A 22,192-nucleotide genomic window follows, 5' to 3' on the forward strand; every position below is an offset into this window, starting at 1 on the left:
CTCTCTGAGAAGGGCTTTGCGGCCTTTAAATCGTTCGTCTGCCCAGAGGCGTTCGTAGGCTTCTTGTTTATCTTCTGGTAATTTTCTTCTATAAGTATTCAACAATTCATGAAGGGCGTAGTAATCATCCAGCCACAATCCTCCTTCTGGTAGGCGATGGCTAATCTCCCCTACTTCTTCATAGGCCATTCGGTCTAGGCGACGCTTTTGACTCTCTTGTTTTCTGACACTATCAAGGATTCGATTGCGAAATTTTGTTTTGAAGTAGACGTAGAGTTTCTTTTCTTCTTCCACTAGTTCTGGATGCTTTTCTAGAAGCTCATGGAGACAGATCATGCCTTCTTGGTCCCAATCCTCTTTCTCCCACAGGTGGAGATAATAATCTTTTCTACATTTATGAACAATTCCTTTTACCTTCGCATAATTCTTTTCAAGCATTTGCTTTCCCCCTTTCTCTGCTTGTAGTATAGCAGAGAAAGGGGGAAAGAAGGGCTTTGATTTCTTTCTTGTGTTTTTTCAAGTCCAAGGTGTATCAGGAAGTATGAATACTGACAAGTGAGATTAAAAAAAGACAAAGATTTGAATCCTTGTCTTTTAGCTTATAAACGTATTAGCGAAACAGATCTACAATGGTATCCCAAACTGTCTGAGCTTTTTCTTTAATCTTAGCATCTGAAATAGCTTTTCCTGCTTCATCGACCAGATTTTGTGCTCGTCCACGAATATCTGCTAATATATCATCCGACTGCGTACTAGTATCACTTGTAGTTTGTTTAGGTGTATTTTCTGGTGCAATACCATTCATTTTATAAGCATTTTCAACTGTAAAGGTGCTACCTGGCGTATATGGTAGGATTGTTTCCGCCATACTTCTAAAAATGTGAGCAGCACCATTCGAAGTCGAACCTGCTAGATAATGATTTTCATCGGTAGTAGGGAAACCAAGCCAATGGCTAATCACTAAATCAGGGGTATATCCAATCACCCATTGATCACTGGTATATTCTGGGTTAAAGGCTGCCTCTGTTGTTCCTGTTTTTCCAGCCATGACATAATCATCTGGAGACGAGCTGACCCCTGTACCATTTGTAAAAGTACCTAACATCATACTGGTCATTTTATCAGCTACCGATTTGTCAACCACTCGTTTTTGAGTATTTTTATGACTAGCAATCACTTGACCACTAGCATTTTCAATACGGGTGATAAAGTGAGCATCCGGCATGAGTCCTTCATTTGCAAACACTGCGTAGGCTTGGGCCATCTGAAGAGGGTTAGTTTCTACGCCACCACCTAAAGCTACTCCAAGCACACGATCTACATCGCTCATGTTGAGACCAAACTTTTCACCCGCTTCAAAGGCTTTATCAATTCCAAGTTCTTTAACAGTAGCTACTGCAGGTAAATTTAGAGATTTAGCCAAAGCTTGATACATGGGTACTTCTCGTGATGTCTTGATTCCTGCGTAGTTGTCTACTTTATAATCACCATATTGCATGGTATGATTATCCAACTCCTTATTAAGAGACCAACCCGCTTCAACCGCTGGTGTGTACACTATCAAGGGTTTAATAGTCGACCCTGGACTTCTTTTTGATTGGGTTGCATAGTTAAAATTCCTGAAACCTGTCTTATCATCCCCTGCCACTCGACCAACAACTCCTCGAACTCCACCCGTTTTTGGCTCCAAAGCGACACTACCAGACTCTGCATGTGTCCCATCTTCAGCTGTCGGAAAGAGCGAAGTATTTTGATAGATAACCTGCATATTTGCTTGGTAATTTTGATCTAGCTCCGTATAAATTCTATAACCGTTATTAACGATTTCTTCCTCTGTTAGATTATACTTTTCAATAGCTTCATTAACAACTGCATCAAAATAGGAAGGATAACGGTAGTCTGATATTTTCCCTTCATAACTATCTTTCAATTGAGAAGCCATATCAACACTTGCTGCTTCTGCTTCCTTATTTTTATCAAGGTAGCCGGCAGCCACCATATTTTGTAAGACAGTATCTCTTCGATTAGTTGAATGCTCAATGGAATTCAGAGGATTGTACAATTCTGGGCCTTTAAGCATGCCTGCTAAAGTGGCAGCTTCATCAAGAGTTAATTCCGATGCCGAAACTCCAAAGTACTTTTTACTAGCATCCTCAACACCCCAAACTCCATTACCGAAGTAGGCATTGTTCAAATACATGGTTAGAATTTCTTTTTTACTGTATTTTTTGGTTAATTCTAAAGCAAGAAAGAATTCTTTAGCCTTTCTCTGAACAGTTTGGTCTTGTGAAAGATAAGCATTTTTCGCTAACTGTTGGGTAATTGTAGAACCACCACCCGAGCGACCAGCTGTTAGGATAGCTAGGAAAAAGCGACTATAGTTAATTCCACTATTTTTATAGAAGCTTCTATCTTCTGTCGCAATAACAGCATTCTGCAAATCTTCACTAATTTCCGAAAGTTCAACATAGGTCCCTTTTTGACCTGACAAGGCACCAGCCTCATTCTCTTCTCTATCAAAAATCACCGTTCTTGTTTTCAAAGCATTCTGCAAGTCTGTAACATTTGTCGATTTAGCCAAGGCAAATAGATAAACCCCAACAAACAAGCTTGCACTTAGTCCAAGAATTAGAAAGATTTTGGTCAGATGATAGCGACGCCAAAATTTTCGAATAGGTCCGACTTGCCCAACTTTCTTTCGCCCACCTCTTGACCGTCTTAAATTAGTCGAGGTATTTTCTTCATTATTAACTTCATCGATTTCTATTTCTTCCATTTCAGCTTCATCTTTCTTAAATAAAGAAAGAAATTTTTCAAATAATGTATCTAATTTCATGCGTTTATTTTATCATCTTCCCCATAGGATGACAAGAATTTAGCTAGTTTCTCTATCCAAATAATCTTTTTTTTGTTACAATATCTGTATGAAATTTACCTTTGTTATTCCTGACTCTCTTCCTGAAATGACTGTCAAAGTCTTCTTGGAAGAACAACTACTCATTCCGAGAAAAATACGGCATTTCTTGAGAATTAAAAAGCACATTCTCATCAATCAAGAAGAAGTCCACTGGCATCAAACTGTCAAAGCCGGAGATGAATGTCAACTGATCTTCGACGAGGAGGATTATCCTACAAAAGAAATTGTTTGGGGGAATTCTAATCTTGTCCAAGAAGTCTACCAAGATCAACATTTGATTATCGTTAACAAACCTGAAGGTATGAAAACTCACGGGAATCAACCAGATGAGATTGCTCTTCTCAACCATGTCACCGCCTATGTAGGCCAGACTTGCTATGTCGTTCATAGACTAGACAAAGAAACAAGTGGACTCGTACTATTTGCTAAAAATCCATTTATATTGCCCATCCTCAATCGATTATTGGAGAAAAAAGAAATCTCCCGCGAATACTGGGCTCTGGTTGAGGGAAAAATAGGAACTAAAGAGCTTGTTTTTCGAGACAAAATCGGTCGCGATCGTCACGATCGTAGAAAAAGAGTTGTGGATCAAAAAAATGGTCAATACGCCGAAACCCAAGTAACTCGATTGAAACAATTTCAAAACAAAACTAGCCTCATTCGTTGTCGATTAAAAACAGGACGTACTCATCAGATTCGAGTTCATCTATCTCACCACGGTCATCCAATCCTTGGAGACCCTCTCTACAATCCACATTCAAAAACTAAAAGACTAATGCTTCATGCATTTAAACTTTCCTTTGTCCATCCTCTGACCTTAAACAAATTAAGCTTTACTGCGCTATCAGACACATTTGAAAGAGAATTAAACCAAAATGGATGACACTATCATCCATTTTTTCTTATAGATACCAAAAAAAGCAAGACCAGTTGGCCTTGCTTTTATCGACTCAAGAATTATTTAGCGATTTTAGCGAAGTATTCAAGAGTACGTACAAGTTGTGCAGTGTATGACATTTCGTTGTCGTACCATGAAACAACTTTAACCAATTGTTTACCGTCAACATCAAGAACTTTAGTTTGAGTTGCGTCAAACAATGAACCGTAAGACATACCTACAACATCTGAAGATACGATTGGATCTTCTGTGTAACCGTATGATTCATTGGCTACTGCTTTCATAGCTGCATTCACTTCATCAACAGTTACATTCTTTTCAAGAACAACTACCAATTCAGTTACTGAACCAGTTGGTGTAGGAACGCGTTGTGCAGCTCCGTCAAGTTTACCGTTCAATTCTGGGATTACAAGACCAATAGCTTTAGCAGCACCAGTTGAGTTAGGTACGATGTTAGCAGCACCAGCGCGAGCACGACGGAGGTCACCTTTACGGTGTGGCCCATCAAGGATCATTTGGTCACCAGTGTAAGCGTGGATAGTAGTCATCAATCCTTCTACAACACCAAAGTTGTCTTGAAGAGCTTTAGCCATTGGAGCCAAGCAGTTTGTAGTACATGAAGCACCTGAGATAACTGTTTCAGTACCGTCAAGAACGTCGTGGTTAGTGTTAAATACAACTGTTTTAACATCTGATCCACCAGGAGCAGTGATAACAACTTTTTTAGCTCCACCTGGGTGCAAGTGTTTTTCAGCAGCTGCTTTAGTAGCAAAGAAACCAGTTGCTTCAAGAACGATTTCTACACCATCGTTAGCCCAGTCAATTTGTTCTGGATCACGTTCAGCAGAAACTTTAACGAATTTACCGTTAACTTCAAATCCACCTTCTTTAACTTCCACAGTTCCGTCGAAACGACCTTGAGTTGTGTCATATTTCAACAAGTGTGCAAGCATAACTGGATCTGTAAGGTCGTTGATGCGAGTAACTTCAACACCTTCTACGTTTTGGATACGGCGAAAAGCAAGACGACCGATACGTCCGAAACCGTTAATACCAACTTTAACTACCATTAGTGATTTCCTCCTTATGAAAATCATGAAAATTTTATTGTGAAAAGAGTAACTTGAATCACTACAAATCACCTTTCAACATACCTATTATATAACTATTTGAGTTTAATTGCAAGCGCTGGCCTTGTTTTTCTGATAAGCTTTGGCAATATTTTCATTTCTTTACTTAGCCTTGCAGACTACTCCAATTCTATGCATTTCTTAATAAAAACATATTCTCTAAGCATAAAAAAACCGAGGTTTACCCTCGGTTTTGGCTGATAATCAATTATTTACGGCGTCCTGGTCTTTCTTTGTAACCATAGTATGCATCTTCGATGATTTCTTGCATATGGTCAACCATTGGAAGACGTGGGTTTGCAGGTGAACATTGGTCTTCATAAGCAAGGAAGGCCAATTCACGTGAATGTTCTTTCCATTCTTTTTCGTCAATACCTTGTGCTTTGAAGTTCATTTGGATACCTACGCGCTCACCGAGTTCGTAAACAGCTTTTGCGTAAGATTCAACCCCTTCTTCTGGTGTAGAAGCTGGAAGTCCAAGCATACGAGCGATATCTTGATATTTCTCGTCTGCACGGTAGTAGTTGTACTTAGGCCATGTAGCTGTCTTAGCTGGGCGAGTACCGTTGTAACGGATAACGTATGGAAGCAAGATTGCATTTGTACGACCATGGATTGTGTGGAATTGCGCACCAATCTTATGGGCCATTGAGTGAGAAATACCTAGGAAGGCATTGGCAAAGGCCATACCAGCGATTGTTGAAGCGTTATGCATTTTCTCACGTGAATGGAAGTCTGCGTTCTTAACTGAGCTTTCAAGGTTTTCAAATACAAGCTTGATGGCTTGAAGTGCAAGACCGTCAGTGTAGTCGCTAGCCATTTGTGATACATAAGCTTCAGTCGCGTGAGTCAATACGTCCATACCAGTGTCAGCAGCTACAAATCCAGGAACTGTCAATACCAAAGCAGGGTCTACGATTGCCACAGTTGGTGTCAATGAATAGTCAGCGATTGGGTATTTACGGTTGTTTGCTTTATCAGAGATAACGGCAAATGGAGTTACTTCTGATCCTGTACCAGATGTAGTTGGGATAGCGATGAATTTAGTCTTCTTACCAAGCAATGGGAATTTGAAGGCACGTTTACGGATATCCATGAATTTTTGTACAAGGTCACGGAAGTCCACTTCTGGTTGCTCGTAGAAGAGCCACATAACTTTAGCAGCATCCATTGGTGATCCACCACCAAGAGCGATGATTGTATCTGGTTTGAAAGAGCGCATAATCTCAGTACCACGTTCAACTGTAGTGATATCTGGATCTGGTTCTACATCTGCAAAGATTTGGTAAACAACCTTATTGCGACGAAGGTCAAGCTGTTCGATGATACGATCAAGGAAGCCAAGCTCTACCATAGCGTGGTCAGTAACGATCATGACACGCTCAACGTCACGACATTTTTGAAGGTATTGAATTGAATCACGTTCAAAGTATGTTTTTGAAGGAAGTTTCATCCATTGCATGTTATTTCTCCGTCTTCCGACTTTTTTGATATTCAAGAGGTTAATGGCGCTAACGTTATCCCCAACTGAGTTACGTCCGTAAGAACCACATCCGAGTGTCAATGATGGCAAGAAGGCATTATAAACGTCCCCGATACCACCGAAAGTAGAAGGTGAGTTACAGATAACACGAATAGCTTTAACAGCTTTACCAAATTCTTTAGTCAATTCTTCATCAGCAGTATGGATGGCAGCTGAGTGTCCAAGACCGTTAAATTCAACCATTTGACGAGCTTTAGCAATACCATCTTCACGGCTTTCAGATTTCAAAACTGCGATAACTGGTGACAATTTTTCACGAGTCAATGGCTCGTTTTCACCAACTTCTTTACATTCTGCAGCAAGAATGTTTGTTCCTTCTGGAACAGTAAATCCTGCTTGTTCTGCAATCCAAGTTGCTGGTTTACCAACGATGTCAGCGTTCAATTTTGCACCAGCACAGTTTTTGCTATTTGCTTTCACGCCGAAGCAGAACTCTTCAAGAAGTGCTTTTTCTTTTTTGTTTACAAAGTAAGTATGGTAAGATTTGAACTCTGCTACAAATTCATCGTAAATTTCTTTATCAATGATAACCGCTTGTTCAGATGCACAGACCATACCGTTGTCAAATGATTTAGACATTACGATATCGTGAGCAGCTTGGCGGATGTTAGCTGATTTTTCAACATAAGCTGGAACATTTCCGGCACCTACCCCAAGAGCTGGTTTACCACATGAGTATGCCGCTTTAACCATGGCATTACCACCTGTTGCAAGGATAGTTGCAATACCTTCGTGGTTCATCAATGCACTAGTTGCTTCCATAGATGGTTCAGTAATCCACTGTACACAGTTTTCAGGAGCACCTGCTTTAATAGCTGCATCACGCACGATTTGAGCTGCGTGAGCTGATGATTCTTGAGCTGATGGGTGGAATGCAAAGACAATAGGATTACGAGTCTTCAATGAAATCAACGCTTTAAAGATTGCTGTTGAAGTAGGGTTTGTTGTTGGAGTGATCCCACAAACAACACCAACTGGTTCAGCGATAAGAGTCAATCCTGTTACATCATCTTCTTCGATAACACCAACTGTTTTAGTGTGGCGCATGTTGTTTACTACGTGCTCACAAGCAAATAGGTTTTTAGTTGCTTTATCTTCAAATACTCCACGTCCTGTTTCTTCAAAGGCATGTAAAGCCAATTCTCCGTGAGCATCAAGAGCTGCAACTGAAGCTTTTGCTACGATATAATCGACTTGATCTTGGTCAAGTTTACGCATTTCTTCAAGGGCAACTAAAGCTTTTTGCACCAAACCATCGACATGCTTTTCAGCAGCGAGTTTCTTTTCTTCTGGTGTTACAGTTTTTTTATCAGCCATATTTTCCTCCATAGCTTTCAAGGATTGTAAGTCCTTTGTTAATTTTTTCACAAGTTTATTATAACTCTTTTTTAAACGTTTGTAAACAGTTTCATAGACATTTCACAAACTTTTTTTATTTGTTTGTGAAAACAATTTCAAATATACCCACACATGCACTTTTTCACTTAAAGTTTGTGAATTATTCCATAAAAGTTTTATTTTTCACAAACTTAGTTGTAAAAGAGTCTTGTAAGCCGTTTTTATTTCCATGTAAGCGCTTTCTGTCGGTCTGGAAGAATACCTCCTTCTAGGAGGAGGTTATTGTGCTTGTTGAAATAAACCTTGTTTGAAGTCCCCTTCATAGACTACTTCTTGTTCGGTAGTCAGTTTTCCTTTTCCTTCAGCTTGGCCATTTACAAAGTCTCCCTCATATACCCAACCTGCTTTAGCTTGGTAGGTACCTTTACCATTGAAGGCACCATTGTTAAATTCTCCAGTATAGGTATCACCGTTTGAGAAGGTAACAGTGCCCTGACCATTCATCTTACCACGAACTAGGCTCCCGTCATAAATAATAGCATCGTTATCAAGCTTAAGAACGCCCTGTTTTGGAAGATTGGTCAGAAATACGAGACCTGCACAGACAACAATGACGATTACTGTCGCAATTTCTAAACGGGGACGTGTTAAATAGACACTATATTTTTCATAGAGTTGTTTTAAATTTTCCATGTTCACTCTCATTTTCTAAGCGACTTAACCAAGCCTGGCAACCAGTTAAAACTCGGTCATAAGTTTCTTCAAAATCACCTGTATACCAGGGATCTGGAACGCTTTCAGATGCAAAAGGCTGTATCTTGTATTGTTGTTCTTGTGGACACATCTGACGCAAATCAGCGAGATTAGACTCATCCATCCCAATGATATAGTCAAAATACTCAAAATCTTTTTTAGAAATTTGTTGGGAAGTTTTTGAAGTATCATAAGGAACGCCATGACTTCGAAAGATGCCTTGCGTTCCTTTGTGGATTGGATTACCGTGTTCCCAGGAAGAAGTCGCACGACTTTGAATCTCATATTTATCGGTCAGGGATTTCATTACAAATTCCGCCATAGGACTACGACAAATATTGCCAAGACAGACAAAGACAACTTTTTTCATCATTGTTCCTCTCATTTATAGAAAAACGGGAATGCATTCCACCCCGTTTTATTCTTCAATAGCACTGCCTTCTTCGATAACTGCACCTTCAGGTGTGACAGCTTCTTTGACTGGCAAAACTGTTCTAATTGCGCCTAATTCAAAAGTCAAGTATACTCCGTCTACATCAAGTACAATCGTTTTGTTTTCAGTATCAACTTCGTCGACTGTACCGTAGAGACCACCGATAGTGATTACTTCGTAGCCTTTTTGAAGTTTGTTGAGGCTCTCCATACGTTTTTCAGCTTGTTTTTTTTGAGAACGTTGCATGAAGAACATCAAGCCGAACATCAAAACAAGCATAATCAAGAATGTTAAATTCCCACCCATTATTTTTTCTCCTTTGTAATTCAGATAAAACTACTATAACAAATTTTAAGTGTTTTTACAAGATTAGGCCATGCTTTTCTATCAAGAAAGAGGCTGGGACAAAAATTCCCAACCTCGACTTTTTTAGCAATATGCCTCTATATTATTTCAAGTTGTTTACAAGTTCTACTAAGTTTTCAACTGTAAATCCATATTCTGCTAAAACTTTTGGTGCTGGGGCAGAAGCTCCAAAAGTATCAATACCAAGAACCGCTCCATCAAGACCAACGTATTTGTACCAGTTTTGAGTTGCTCCCATTTCTACTGCTACACGACGACGAACTGCATTTGGTAGAATCTCTTCCTTGTAGGCTGCATCTTGCGCATCGAAGACATCTGTAGATGGCATGCTGACCACGCGCACCTTGCTACCTTGACTTGCCAATTCTTTAGCAGCTGCAACAGCAAGATTAACCTCTGAACCAGTCGCAATCAAGATAGTGTCGAAGTCTGCTGCATTTTCATAAACGACATAAGCACCTTTCGCAACCTTGTCAAAGTCTGTTCCTTCCTCAACAGTCAAGTTTTGACGAGTCAAGACAAGAACAGTCGGAGTTTTCTCGCTTTTAACTGCTTGATACCAAGCTGCTTGTGTTTCACGTGCATCAGCAGGACGGAAGACATTCAAGTTTGGCATAGCACGAAGACCTGCCAAGTGTTCAATTGGCTCATGAGTTGGACCATCTTCACCAACTGCGATTGAATCGTGAGTGAAGACATAAGTAACTGGAAGACCTTGTAAAGCTGACAAGCGTACAGCTGCTTTCAGGTAATCTGAGAATACGAAGAAAGTTCCTCCGTAAACTCGAAGTCCACCGTGAAGAGCCATTCCGTTCAAGACAGTACCCATTGCAAATTCACGAACACCAAACTGGATGTTGCGATTCAAGCGATTTGCATCATCTTGAAGCCCATCAGTTTTGATGTAAGTCATATTTGAATGAGCGAGGTCAGCTGATCCACCAAGGAAAGTTGGCAATTTAGCAGCCACAACATTCAAGGCATCTTGGCTTGAGTTACGCGTCGCTTGAGAGAAGCCATTTTCTAAGGCTGGGAAGTCTTCTGGAGTCAATTCAACTGGATCGCGCCCTTCGATGATTGATTCCACTTCTGTAGCAAGTTCTGGGTGAGTTTCTTTGTAATCTGCGACTAGTTTTGTCCATGCTTCATAGGCTGATGCGCCACGATCTGCAACATTTTCTTTGAAATCAGCATAAACCTCTGCTGGGATTTCAAATGGTTCGTAGTCCCAACCGAGGGCTTGACGAGTTGCTGCAGTTTCATCCGCGCCAAGAGGGGCACCGTGTACGGCATTAGTCCCTTGTTTGTTTGGAGAACCATAACCAATAACAGTTTTCACTTCGATCAAAGATGGTTTTCCTGAAGCCTTAGCTTCTTCGATAGCAGCATGAATAGCTTCTAAGTCTGTTCCATCTTCTACCAAGGCTGTATGCCAATCATAAGCATTGTAACGATCGCGGACACTTTCTGTGAAAGAATCTTTTGTCTCACCATCCAAGTTGATATCATTTGAATCATAAAGAACAACCAACTTGTCAAGCTTTTGCAAGCCTGCATAAGAAGCAGCTTCACTTGAGACACCTTCCATCAAGTCACCATCTCCACAGATAACGTAAGTGTAGTGGTCAAAGATGTTGTAACCTTCACGATTGTACTTAGCTGCAAGGAAGCGTTCTGCTTGAGCAAAACCAGTCGCAGTTGCAATCCCTTGTCCTAGAGGACCTGTTGTGGCATCAACTCCTGCTGTATGCCCAAACTCTGGGTGACCTGGTGTTTTAGAACCCCATTGACGGAAGTTCTTCACCTCATCCATACTCACATCTTCAAAACCAGAAAGGTGAAGGAGGGCATAGAGGAGCATTGAACCATGACCCGCTGAAAGAATAAAACGGTCGCGGTTAATCCAGTTTGGTTGGGCTGGATTGATACGGAGATTTTTTGTAAAAAGACTGTAGGCCATCGGAGCTGCACCCATGACTACCCCTGGGTGACCTGAGTTGGCTTTATTGATAGCGTCAATACCTAGAAAACGAATCGCATTAACAGATAGATTTGACATAGAATTTCCTTTCTCTTTGAGGTGATAGGTCTATCACATATTCTATTTGTACTATTATATGAAAATTATCCGTATCGTGCAACATACGGATAACCTCCAGAAAAAATTTTTATATTAAAGCAAGGCTTTGAATTGGATATTTGAGTCTTGTTCAAAGCAGTCATCAAAACCACGTGGGTGATGATATTCTATTAAGTGTTGGTCTTGAGGATAAGTGTATTTACCACCAACTTCCCAGATAAATGGATGGAAATCGTATTGCAAGCGATCTTTTCTCATTTTCCAAAGTTCTAGGATTTCATTCGTAGAAGCCATGAAGTTAGACCAGATATCATAGTGAACTGGGATAATGACTTTTGCACGTAGATTTTCTGCCATGCGAAGAAGGTCGATAGATGTCATTTTATCTTGGATACCTACTGGGTTTTCACCATAGTTATTCAAAGCAACATCAATTTTAAAGTCTTTACCATGTTTCGCAAAGTAGTTTGAGAAGTGAGAATCCGCACCATGATAAATGGTTCCACCTGGTGTTTCAAAGACATAGTTAACAGCCTTTTGAGCCATTTCTTCATCTGTAACAGCTAAGCCAGCAAGTTCGCCACCTGTCTCATCAGCACCGTTCACTGGCAGCGTTACCAAGCAAGTGCGGTCAAATGATTCTACCGCATGAATCTTCATGTCTTTTAGTTCAATAGTATCACCTGGTTTGACAACGATGATGCGTTCTTTTGGAACACCCCATCCTTCCCAGATTCGTCCACAATGATAAGGACCGATAAACTTAACATGTTCTAACTTAGGATTATTGAGAATTGCTGCAGCTGTGTATGGGTCGATATGGTCACTATGGAAGTGTGAAACCAAGTAGTAGTCGAGTTCATTGATAGCAAATGGATCGATAACCATTGGCTGAACACGTAAGTTTGGTTGCAATTTACGAACACCTGCCATATTTGCCATTTGGTGTCCGCGAACCATATCTTTCACTTTTTTAGTTGATTTTCCACGGTTTGACCAAAGGTCCATGACAACGTTAGCACCACCTGGTGTTTTAATCCAAGTACCACAGTTGCCTAGCCACCACATGGCAAAGTTGCCTTCAGGAACGACTTCTTCTTCGATTTCTTCGTTCAACCATGTTCCCCACTCTGGGAAAGTTGCTAAAATCCATGATTCTCTTGTAATTTCTTTTACGTTTGGCATTTGAAATCCTCCATATTTTGTTCAAGTATTTATTTCATACTTAGTATAACACCGACCGATATATTAAAAAAGACCAAGAAAAACACAGGCTTGTGTTCATCATTGGACTGTGATGTTTATGATTCATCTAAAAAAGCTTGGATGACTAATTCTTGGTTGATTAAAAGTTGAATTTCTTCTTGTAATTTTGATGCAGCGTGTTTATCAGATATATAGGTAGCAATAATTGTTGAGAGATTATCCTTGAAGGTTCGACCATCTTTTCGAAGAACCTTATTTTTCATAAAGTCTGTTATGCGTAAAATATCTTCTGCCTCAAGTATAGGGTTTACCTTTAGCACTGGGAAGCGACTCTCAAGCTCATCGTTTGTTGTAATAAGTAAATCAACCTGAGTAATATCCTCCACGCTTTTGAACTGCTCAGTGGTAAAGACTGCCCCAATCTGTTCGTTTGGAAGATAGAAGCGACATTGTTTAAGTAAGAGTTTAGAAACGCCAACTCCTTCATCACACACAATATAAATCTTCTTGGTATTGTTTTGAATCGATGGAGTATACTTTAAAAATCCTCCAACGTGAATGGTCAGATAGGCAATCTCATCATCCGTCAATCGAATCTGCCAGGCTTCTTCTAGCACTTCAGCACATTTTTTTGTAATTACGAAAAGCTCACTATACTTGGAACGAATCTGCCGAGTCAAAGGATTTTTTGAGAAGATCCCATAATTTTTTCTAAATAGTAGAGCCTTACAATGAATCACGAGATTCCTCAACAAGTCTTCTTTCTGTTCAATCTCCATTCTGGTTTGGGATTCAAAATACCAAATAAACTCTTCTAAAGCCATTCTCAAATGCTGAAAATCTTTACTTTCTGCATGGATGTCTCGATCTTTTCGATAGGATAACAAAAGAATGGCTAACAGAGATCTATCTAATTCTGAAAATGAGATTCCAAATGTTTCAAACAAGCGTTCTCCTAGTTTCTTAGACACCTGGTATTCTATCCTCTTTCGAATCAATGAAAATTCTTGATCAATTTCTTGATGTTTATCTTGATTTCGAGTAACGGTATCACACCCTAGTAGAAGATAGGGAAGAACCTGTAACATAAATGTGACTTCGTGATGGTTTATTTTTTTCCCCAAATCTTGCTCAACCAACGGAACCTGTTTTTTGAGAAATTGATTGATCTCATCGGAAAGAAGCATCTCACCGTCTAATCGTTCCTTGATCTTTTCCTCTAAAATAGCAACAAAGGCTGGATTTTCTTCCATAAAGATATGATAGAGAAGGGATTGAAGATACTGGATTTTATTTAGAGGATGTGCACTCAAGTAGTAACCTCGAGATTTACTAACTTGAAGCGTTACTTGATACTGCTCTAGTGTCAGCTGGTAACGAATAGTATTTAAATCATTTAGGACCGTATTTCGAGAGACTTCTGTTAATTCCATGAGTTTTTCAAGCGTGATTCTCTCTTTGGAAATACCAATCAGAAGGAGCATCAGCTGCATCCGCTCGTTGGCACTCATGATGTAATCATAAGAATCAACTTCGTCTAATAATTGACGACAAGCTTCTCTTTGTTCATCGGTCAAGTAAATACCAATCCGAGGCAGACTGATGATATGCAAATTCTCATCATCCAAAGCATCATTGATTTTATCAATGTGATAGTAGATTTTTCTTCGAGATTGAGCTAGATCTTTCGAAATCGTCATAATCGTTTTGGACGTTTCTTGATCCATCAAATATTGAAGCAAGTCACAGCTCGCCTTATCTAAAACCATAATTCATACTCCTATATTTGTCAATCGCTTCCAAAACAACTTTATAATGGTATCACATTCGTACAGACTTTGCAATTATATGCTGTAAACTCCTAACAGTGGATACTTACAACTACAAAAGCGAGGCTTGGATCGAAAGGTCCTAGCCTCTTTTCAATTCAATTTCTTATTTTTTTTGACCGTAATAAGCATTTGGTCCATGTTTACGTTGGTAGTGTTTTTCTAGGATGTACCGAGGAGCAGGTTCAACTCTTGGATTGATTTGCTCTGTAAAGCGATTCATCTTAGATACTTCCTCTAGTACAACAGAGTGATAGACAGCATTCTCTGGGTTTTTGCCCCAGGTGAATGGACCGTGATTACGTACGACAATCCCTGGTACTTCAACAGGGTTGAGACCACGACGTTCAAACTCTTCTACGATAACCAGGCCAGTATCTTTTTCATAGGCCACTTCTACTTCATCCTTAGTCAAACTACGAGCGCAAGGGATTGAACCGTGGAAGTAGTCTGCATGGGTTGTTCCGTAGAAAGGAATATCACGACCTGCCTGAGCCCAACCAACGGCTTCAGTCGAATGGGTATGGACCACACTAGCAATCTCTGGCCAAGCCTTATATAACTGCACATGAGTTGGAAGATCAGAAGATGGTCTTAAATCTCCTTCTAGAACCTTGCCATCCAGGTCAGTTACCACCATATTTTCAGGTGTCAATTCGTCATAATCTACACCTGATGGTTTGATAACAATGACACCGAGTTCGCGATTGACTTCCGATACATTGCCCCAGGTAAATTTAACAAGTCCATGTTTTGGCAATGATTGATTGGCATCACAGACTCGTTTACGCATATCATTAATTACTTGATTCATCTTACATCAGACCTGCTTTCTTAATAAGTGGGTAGAGAAAGGCTTGGGCCTCTTGAATGGCTGCGCGTGTCTCTTCTACAGTTTCACAATTTTCAGACCACATTTCGATTAGGAAAGGACCATTATAATTGGTTTGCTTTAAAATATCGAAAGCTTCTTCCCATTTGACACAACCTTGCCCAAAAGGTACATCTCGGAACTGGCCCTTTGAACTTTCTGTCACTGCATAAGTATCCTTGAGATGGAGAGCTGCGATGGCATGATGGCCGAGATAAAATTCACTGTAAACATCATTATGCCATGCAGACACATTCCCAATATCTGGATAGACAAAGAGGTATGGAGAGTCAATTTCTTTCTCTATAGCCAAGTATTTTTCGATGCTATTGACGAAAGGATCATCCATAATTTCAATAGCAAGTACCACCTGAGCTTCTTCAGCCCAGTCACAAGCTTTTCTCAAATTTTTGATAAAACGTTGGCGTGTCTGGGGGGACTTTTCCTCATAGTAAACGTCGTAACCAGCTAGTTGAATCGTACGAACTCCTAAGTCTTGGGCTAGTTCGATACATTTTTTCATGAGTTCCAGAGATTTTTCCTCTAAAATTGGATCATTTGATCCCAATGGGTAGCGACGATGACCTGAAAAACAGATAGAAGGAATACGAACTCCAGTTTCATAAATCGCTTTGACAACTTCCAAGCGTTCTTCCTTGCTCCAGTCCAGTCTTGCTAAACGCTCGTCACGTTCATCAATAGACATCTCGACAAAATCAAAGCCTAACTCCTTGGCAAAATTTAAACGTTCTAGCCAAGAAAAGTGTGTAGGGGTTGCCTTTTCATAAATTCCAATTGGACGTGCCATGGTTTACCCCCAAATTCGTTTGATTTCATCCTTGAAGGCACGCGCTGCTCCTGCTGGATCTGCAGCCTCTGTAATTCCACGACCTGCGATAAAGGTAAAGACATCAACACCTTCAAAAAGTTTGAGAGTATCTACATCTAGACCACCTGTTACAGACACACGGAAGCCCATGTCAATGAGTTTTTTAACCTTATTAAGATCTTTTTCACCCCAAGTTTCACCAGCAAGAAGGGCATCACGAGATTGGTGATAGATAGCTTGTGAGATACCAGCATCTAGCCAAAGCTGAGCTTGTTCAAAAGTCCAATCGCCATAAAGTTCAATCTGGATTTCGCCTTGGTCTCCACGTTCAGCCTTGATAGCCTTTAGAGCTGCTTCCATAGTAGGGATTGTTGCACAACAGATACAAGTCATCCAATCTGCTCCACGAACGGCATTATTTTTGGCAACTGTTCCACCAGCATCGGCACATTTTGTGTCTGCCACAATAATTTTATCCGGGAAAAGACTGCGCAAGACCTCAACCAGTTCACTTCCAACTTGAAGCAAGCAAACAGTTCCAGCTTCGATAATATCTACTTCCTGACCAACAGAAACAGCTGCTTTAATCGCGCCTTGCAAGTCTGAATGGTCTAATGCAACTTGTAAATTAGGTATTCTTTTTGTCATCTCTTTATCCCTCTTTCTAACTTTCCAAATCCAATCCTTCGAGATAAGGGCTATCTTTAGATTCTTCAATCATCGCCAAAACATCTTCTTTAGTCTGGCAAGCCTGTAAACGTGCAATAGAATCTTCTAATTCAAATAAGGCAATGATTTGTGGAATGGCTACACTTGTGTGAATTTTTGAGCTTGTTGCTGCTAGTGCTAACAAAACTGAGACCTCTTTCCCATCTGAAAATACAACAGGATTTTGTAAGGTAATCAATGAAAAAGCATCTCTTTGCACTCCCGCTTCTGGTCTAGCATGGGGCATAGCCATACCTGGCATTAAGATATAGTAAGGGCCATACTCTTCAGTCGATTCGATAATAGCATCATAATACTCTGGCAAAATTGCTCCACTTTCAATCAAGGGATCTACTGCTACCTTGACTGCTTCTTTCCAATCGTTAGCCTCTAAACCTAGTCGGATCGAGTCATTGTCAATTAAAGCTTGTTTTAAATTCATATCTGCCTCCTTTATTTAAAGAGGGAGAAGGACAGAAACGATAACTCTCAGTTTCTGTCCAGCCCCCTCCAACCTTTTACTGTAGTGCTTGACTGAGTTTTTCAGTGATTTCTTTATCATCCATCAAGTTGTCAAGCCCGATTAACTTCCCATTAGTCCGACCTTCCAATTCTTGAATCAAATGAAGAGAAGCGATTACGATGTCATAGCCTGCTGCTAAACCTTTTGCTTCACCGACACTGCATGAATTAACTGTAAAGTCTGTTTGATTAAGCTTACGGAGGGCATTTTCAACCTTCATCTTGATAACCATAGATGAACCCATTCCATTTCCGCACGCTGCTAATACTTTAACCATTTTATTTTCTCCTTTTCTAGAAACTAAGCTTCTTCTTGAACTTCACCGTTGTAGTATTTTTCTTTATCTTTTGCTTTTGCAAATTGAAGTTGAGGAATAACAAGCAAGAAGAGACACACAAGTACATAACCAACAATACCGAGGTATTTAAAGATATAGCCAAATCCGAGCCATGGGAATTCAAAGTCGATATTTCCATGGTAACCACCGTAAGATGCTAAGTCGAGAAGGGCTACACATAGAGCTCCTAGGGCAACTTGAAGGACACCTGAGATGAAGGATAGGATAACGGCTGCTTTCCATCCGCCACGCTTATCAGCATAGACCGCGATGGCTGCATTATCAAAGAACACTGGTACAAATCCTGTAATAATAAGGACAGGGTTTTTAAAGACGATGAGCAAGACAATTGTAATCAATTGACCAATCAAACCAAAGGCAAATCCAGACAAGACAGCGTTTGGAGAACCAAATCCATAAGAAGCTGCAACGTCAACTGCTGGGAATGAACCTGGCAACAATTTGTTTGAAATACCTTGGAAGGCATTTGTCAACTCAGATACGAACATGCGGACACCTTGCATCAAAACGAACAAGTAAACTGAGAAGGTGAAGGCTGTTTGGATAATGTACATAAAGAAATCTTGTTTTGCAGGATTGAATAGAGTTCCTGAAGTGATGACTTCTTTATTAGACATAATGTCTGGACCCAAGATTAACAGAATGGCTCCGAAGAATACGAGCATCAAGGTAGCAGATGCAACAACTGTATCGTGGAAGATTGAGAGAAACTTAGGCAATTTAAGATTGTCTAGACTTTCTTCTTTCTTACCAAAGCGTCCTGCCACTTTATCTACAAACCAGATTGCAAATTGTTGTTGGTGACCAATCGCAAATCCGCCACCACCAGTCAGACGTTGAGTTGCCTCAACAGTCATATTTGAACTAACTGACCAGTAAAGGCCACAGATGATACCGATTGCTGCTGTACCATAAGCATTGCGCAATTGTGGGACTAAGAATAGAACCATAAGAGATACAGTCGCAGCTTGTTGTACCATGATGTGACCAGTAATAAAGAGGGTTCTTACTTTCGTAATCTTGCGTAGAGCTACAAGCAAGATATTTACTCCAAAACCGATCAATAGAGCTGTAGTTGCAGTTCCGACGAAATCTGGAAACTCAGCTGCAATTTTGTTGTTTGCTGCAGCAAGGCCAAAGTAAGGGTCGATAACCGCTGCACCAATTTGGAATTTGTAGTTAAGGGCTGCCAAGATTGGACGGAAAGTTGTAACCAAACCACCAGCACCCACGTTGAGCAACATATAGCCTACTGTTGCTTTAACGAAACCTGAGAAAACATCATGAGCAGGTTTTTTCAAAAGTGCATATCCTATCAACACCAATAAACCTACGAAAAATGCGGGATTCTGCAAAATATTGCTAGAAAACCAATTTAGAACACTTGAAATGACTTCCATAATTGTTCTCCTTTTGAATTGTTTTTGTAAGTTTATTATATAATGTGAAAACGGAAACAAAAAGACCAAGAATTACACAGCGGACTGTTCACTCTTGGACTGTATGATTTATGATATTTTACGGCTTATCTTATTTTCTCGTAGCTAGATAAAAGGGAAGAATTGTTTCATAAGATTCCAGTAGGGCTTCTAGGATTTCTCCTTCAGATGAATTTTCGGCCACTGGAACATCCGATTTAACTAAAACTTTGCGGACTTCCTGATGGGATAATTTTTCTCTTAAAATTTGACGATTTTCCTCAGTAGCCTCCATCTTGTGACTTTCTCCATTTGAGTAGACTAAATAGTAAATTCCGTCTACCACTGGAACTTCTAGGACCTTGGCTTGTTTGCCTAATGTTCGCTCATTCTTCTTACGCTCAATAAAACTCACTTCTAGTGAAACTCCAAAATCAGAAGGGCTTCCATACAAACGAAGGGCTAACATAGGCTCTGTCACTTCTCCCTCACGCTGTAGATAGGCCCAGAAATGCGGTCGCAAACGTTGGGCTTGATTCATCCACTGACTCGTCCCTTGGAGATTCCATTCTGGATGTCTTTCTTGAAAAGCCTTGGCTAAGTGTGTAAAGACCTTTCTGGCTTCCTGCCCCTTGCTCCTCAAATAAAGCATTTTTTCAGCTTCTTGACCTGCCTTCTCGGGTTTTTGATACTGTAAACCAGAGAAAGCTAGATATTCTCTCATTGTATTCAACATAGGATCAACCTCCCTTAGCTAGCAAAAAATCAGGGTGCCCCTGATTTTCCATTTTATTCTGTATCAACCACAACGTAACGATTTGGCTCATCACCTTCTGAGTAACTAGTAACACCCTCCATACGTGAAATAATACGATGGATGATTTTGCGTTCGCTGCTAGACATTGGATCAGTCACCTGACTACGCCCCTCTTCTAGGACACGTGTAGCTAATTTCTGTGCATAGCTCTGCAAGACTTCTGCACGGTGTTCTACATAATCATTAACATTGATGGTAATATAGAAGGTTCTTGAATAGCGGTTATAAAGATAATTTTGCGCTAAAAGCTGGAGAGATTTCAAAACCTTACCATGGTAACCGATAATACGGCCTGGTTCATTAGTATCAATTTGCATATTGATAGAACGGCGATTTGAGGTACTTGAAATTGCTCCCTCAACATCCATATCATCAATAATACCTTGAACATAGTTGGTCACTTCTTCGACCACCTGATCAATATCATAGGTCGGTTCAATCTTCAAACCTAGATTTTCTAAATCATCATTCTGCTCGACTTCTTCCTGCTCTTCCTGCTCTTTAGATTCTTCTGGCAGTAAATCTTTTAGAATGGCAATATGACCAGTCTCCTCTAAAATTGTACTAGCCTCTTTCTCATTTTTTAGAATTTCGGCCTTAACCTCTTCAGAGATCCCTTGTCCTTCTTCCTCGATTTTCTTGATTGCTTCAACAACATGACCTAAGTCTACTGTTGCCTCACTAACAGTCTTAACGGGTTCGTTCTTAGCATTAACTTCCTTTGGAACTCCCTTAACTGCTTGCTGATTTGCCTTCACAACAGTTGTCTCACTAATTGCTTCGATATCAACTTGCGCTGGTTTCTTCCCAAAAAGGCCAAAGAAACCTTTTTTCTCCCTTGAGACAACCTTGATATGCGCCTTCATTCTAGGAATCCCCAATTCCTTCAATCCCGTTTGGATCGCTTCCTCAACAGTTGAACCTGTAAATAATACCATTACAAGATTCCTCCTTACTTTTTCTTTTTCTGTGCTTTCTTGAGAGCTTTTCTCTTCTTGATTTCTAAATCCTTCTTAGCCTGTACTCCTGCCTCACGCTCTGCAATAATCTTGAATGGATTGTTGAGCAGATAGGTTTGGAGCACCTGATAAGCATTGGATACCGCCCAGTATAAGGCAACCCCACTTGGTGAATACATGGCAAAGAAGAAAATCATGACTGGCATTGCATACATCATTCCTGTCATAGCACCATTTTTCTCAACCATGGCCTTATTGGATAACCAGGTGCTAAGGAAAGTAAAGATAGCTGCCAGAATAGGCAAAACAAAAGTCGTATCAACACCACCAAGGTTAATCCATAAGAAATAACCCGTTTTTAGAAATTCTACCCTACTCAAAGCTTGGAACAAGGCCAACAAGACTGGCATTTGGATTAAGATTGGCCAAAGAGAAGCTGACTGCTTCACACCATGTTGCTTGAACAACTGACGCATTTCTTGATCCAGCTTGGTACGGCTCTCCATATCCCGTCCCGGATAACGTTCTCGCAACTCCTTAACCAGTGGTTGTACTTCTTGCATCTTTCTAGATGCCACCATCTGTATCTGAAAGACTGGTAAAAGAATGGTTCTGATTAAAAGGGTAAATAAAATAATCCCCAGACCAATACTTGTATCAAATGATAAAAAGCGGATAGTTTCAGCAAAAAAATAAACAAATTTACTCCAAAAACCTGTTGATTCAGCTGTAATCTCACTCGTCGTACCACTAGCCGTGCAGGCGCTCATCACAAATAAAGCAAGCACCATTAAGCTAGTCAACTGTAATTTCTTTTTCACTCCCATTTCCTTCCTGGTAAATCTTTGATAACTTTAATACGTGAAGTAGATTTTTTTCCATTTCCGCGTAGTCCAAGATTTCAACACCTTTTCGAGCAATCACAACAAAATCTACGTTTTCAACCAGCTGATTTTTATGTTCAATCAGAATATGTCGAATTCTTCTTTTGATCTGATTTCTCATGACAGCGTTTCCCAATTTTTTGCTGACAGACAGACCAACTCGAAAATGCTGCTCATTATTTTCTAATCGATAAATAACAAATTTACGATTAGCAAAACTCTCCCCTTTTTTAAATATTGCACTAAAATCTTTCTCTTTTTTTACACGAAAGCGTTTTTTCAAAATTCAACTCCATCTATTAAAACTACTACTATTATACCATAATTTTTCA

At 40.1% G+C, this 22,192-nt stretch carries 21 protein-coding genes; 1 reads left to right on the forward strand and 20 read right to left on the reverse strand.

Annotated features, from left to right (window positions below):
• A partial coding sequence (locus HMPREF2728_RS00220) for a sigma-70 RNA polymerase sigma factor region 4 domain-containing protein (protein WP_075226723.1) occupies positions 1-438 on the reverse strand: 438 nt, incomplete at its 3' end.
• Positions 439-610: 172 nt separating this feature from the next.
• Entirely contained in the window at positions 611-2,836 is a 2,226-nt protein-coding gene (gene pbp2a, locus HMPREF2728_RS00225; protein ID WP_075226724.1) for a penicillin-binding protein PBP2A, read from the reverse strand.
• An 88-nt stretch (positions 2,837-2,924) separates the two neighbouring features.
• On the opposite strand from pbp2a, the gene HMPREF2728_RS00230 reads away from it, so the two are divergent.
• Positions 2,925-3,800, forward strand: coding sequence for an RluA family pseudouridine synthase (locus HMPREF2728_RS00230; protein WP_148130234.1), 876 nt, complete (start codon positions 2,925-2,927; stop codon positions 3,798-3,800).
• 74 nt (positions 3,801-3,874) lie between these two features.
• On the opposite strand, the gene gap is transcribed toward HMPREF2728_RS00230, so the two are convergent.
• The 18 genes from gap to rnpA all read right to left on the reverse strand — a co-directional run bounded on the left by gap (position 3,875) and on the right by rnpA (position 22,143).
• Positions 3,875-4,885 (reverse strand): type I glyceraldehyde-3-phosphate dehydrogenase, encoded by a 1,011-nt coding sequence (gap, locus tag HMPREF2728_RS00235; RefSeq protein ID WP_045762475.1) that lies wholly within the window; start codon positions 4,883-4,885, stop codon positions 3,875-3,877.
• A gap of 268 nt (positions 4,886-5,153) precedes the next feature.
• Positions 5,154-7,805, reverse strand: coding sequence for a bifunctional acetaldehyde-CoA/alcohol dehydrogenase (adhE, locus tag HMPREF2728_RS00240; protein ID WP_075226725.1), 2,652 nt, complete (start codon positions 7,803-7,805; stop codon positions 5,154-5,156).
• A 300-nt stretch (positions 7,806-8,105) separates the two neighbouring features.
• Positions 8,106-8,519 carry an MORN repeat-containing protein gene (locus tag HMPREF2728_RS00245; protein WP_075226726.1) on the reverse strand — a complete coding sequence of 138 codons (414 nt, stop codon included), beginning with the start codon at positions 8,517-8,519 and terminating at the stop codon, positions 8,106-8,108.
• On the reverse strand, positions 8,494-8,949 hold the full coding sequence (locus HMPREF2728_RS00250) for a low molecular weight protein-tyrosine-phosphatase (protein WP_025171293.1): 456 nt from the start codon (positions 8,947-8,949) through the stop codon (positions 8,494-8,496). The genes HMPREF2728_RS00245 and HMPREF2728_RS00250 overlap by 26 nt, the downstream gene beginning before the upstream one ends.
• Before the next feature lie 48 nt (positions 8,950-8,997).
• Entirely contained in the window at positions 8,998-9,318 is a 321-nt protein-coding gene (gene yajC, locus HMPREF2728_RS00255; protein ID WP_000509386.1) for a preprotein translocase subunit YajC, read from the reverse strand.
• A 142-nt stretch (positions 9,319-9,460) separates the two neighbouring features.
• A complete protein-coding gene (tkt, locus tag HMPREF2728_RS00260; RefSeq protein WP_075226727.1) occupies positions 9,461-11,437 on the reverse strand; it encodes a transketolase in 1,977 nt (658 codons plus the stop codon).
• A 114-nt stretch (positions 11,438-11,551) separates the two neighbouring features.
• Entirely contained in the window at positions 11,552-12,643 is a 1,092-nt protein-coding gene (gene ulaG / locus HMPREF2728_RS00265) for an L-ascorbate 6-phosphate lactonase (RefSeq protein WP_006153413.1), read from the reverse strand.
• Positions 12,644-12,759: 116 nt separating this feature from the next.
• Complete coding sequence (locus HMPREF2728_RS00270) at positions 12,760-14,433, reverse strand: BglG family transcription antiterminator (RefSeq protein WP_075226728.1); 1,674 nt, start codon at positions 14,431-14,433, stop codon at positions 12,760-12,762.
• Positions 14,434-14,599: 166 nt separating this feature from the next.
• Positions 14,600-15,307, reverse strand: a complete 708-nt coding sequence (locus tag HMPREF2728_RS00275) for an L-ribulose-5-phosphate 4-epimerase (RefSeq protein ID WP_075226729.1) — start codon at positions 15,305-15,307, stop codon at positions 14,600-14,602.
• Between the two features lies 1 nt (position 15,308).
• Entirely contained in the window at positions 15,309-16,172 is an 864-nt protein-coding gene (locus HMPREF2728_RS00280) for an L-ribulose-5-phosphate 3-epimerase (RefSeq protein WP_075226730.1), read from the reverse strand.
• 3 nt (positions 16,173-16,175) lie between these two features.
• A complete protein-coding gene (locus HMPREF2728_RS00285) occupies positions 16,176-16,841 on the reverse strand; it encodes a 3-keto-L-gulonate-6-phosphate decarboxylase UlaD (protein WP_075226731.1) in 666 nt (221 codons plus the stop codon).
• 16 nt (positions 16,842-16,857) lie between these two features.
• Positions 16,858-17,343, reverse strand: a complete 486-nt coding sequence (locus HMPREF2728_RS00290; RefSeq protein ID WP_061863925.1) for a PTS sugar transporter subunit IIA — start codon at positions 17,341-17,343, stop codon at positions 16,858-16,860.
• Between the two features lie 76 nt (positions 17,344-17,419).
• Complete coding sequence (locus HMPREF2728_RS00295; protein ID WP_000241466.1) at positions 17,420-17,701, reverse strand: PTS sugar transporter subunit IIB; 282 nt, start codon at positions 17,699-17,701, stop codon at positions 17,420-17,422.
• Positions 17,702-17,724: 23 nt separating this feature from the next.
• Positions 17,725-19,182 carry a PTS ascorbate transporter subunit IIC gene (locus HMPREF2728_RS00300; protein WP_075226732.1) on the reverse strand — a complete coding sequence of 486 codons (1,458 nt, stop codon included), beginning with the start codon at positions 19,180-19,182 and terminating at the stop codon, positions 17,725-17,727.
• A 130-nt stretch (positions 19,183-19,312) separates the two neighbouring features.
• Positions 19,313-19,936: a ribonuclease P gene (locus tag HMPREF2728_RS00305; RefSeq protein ID WP_075226733.1), complete on the reverse strand. Its 624-nt coding sequence runs from the start codon at positions 19,934-19,936 to the stop codon at positions 19,313-19,315.
• 53 nt (positions 19,937-19,989) lie between these two features.
• On the reverse strand, positions 19,990-20,955 hold the full coding sequence (gene jag / locus HMPREF2728_RS00310; protein ID WP_049548843.1) for an RNA-binding cell elongation regulator Jag/EloR: 966 nt from the start codon (positions 20,953-20,955) through the stop codon (positions 19,990-19,992).
• A gap of 14 nt (positions 20,956-20,969) precedes the next feature.
• Complete coding sequence (locus tag HMPREF2728_RS00315) at positions 20,970-21,797, reverse strand: YidC/Oxa1 family membrane protein insertase (protein WP_186822177.1); 828 nt, start codon at positions 21,795-21,797, stop codon at positions 20,970-20,972.
• Entirely contained in the window at positions 21,772-22,143 is a 372-nt protein-coding gene (gene rnpA, locus HMPREF2728_RS00320) for a ribonuclease P protein component (protein ID WP_000745628.1), read from the reverse strand. Before rnpA ends, HMPREF2728_RS00315 begins: the two co-directional genes overlap by 26 nt.
• Positions 22,144-22,192: the final 49 nt, after the last annotated feature.

It is taken from the genome of Streptococcus sp. HMSC061D10, from assembly GCF_001808865.1.
In the GTDB taxonomy this organism is placed as follows: domain Bacteria; phylum Bacillota; class Bacilli; order Lactobacillales; family Streptococcaceae; genus Streptococcus.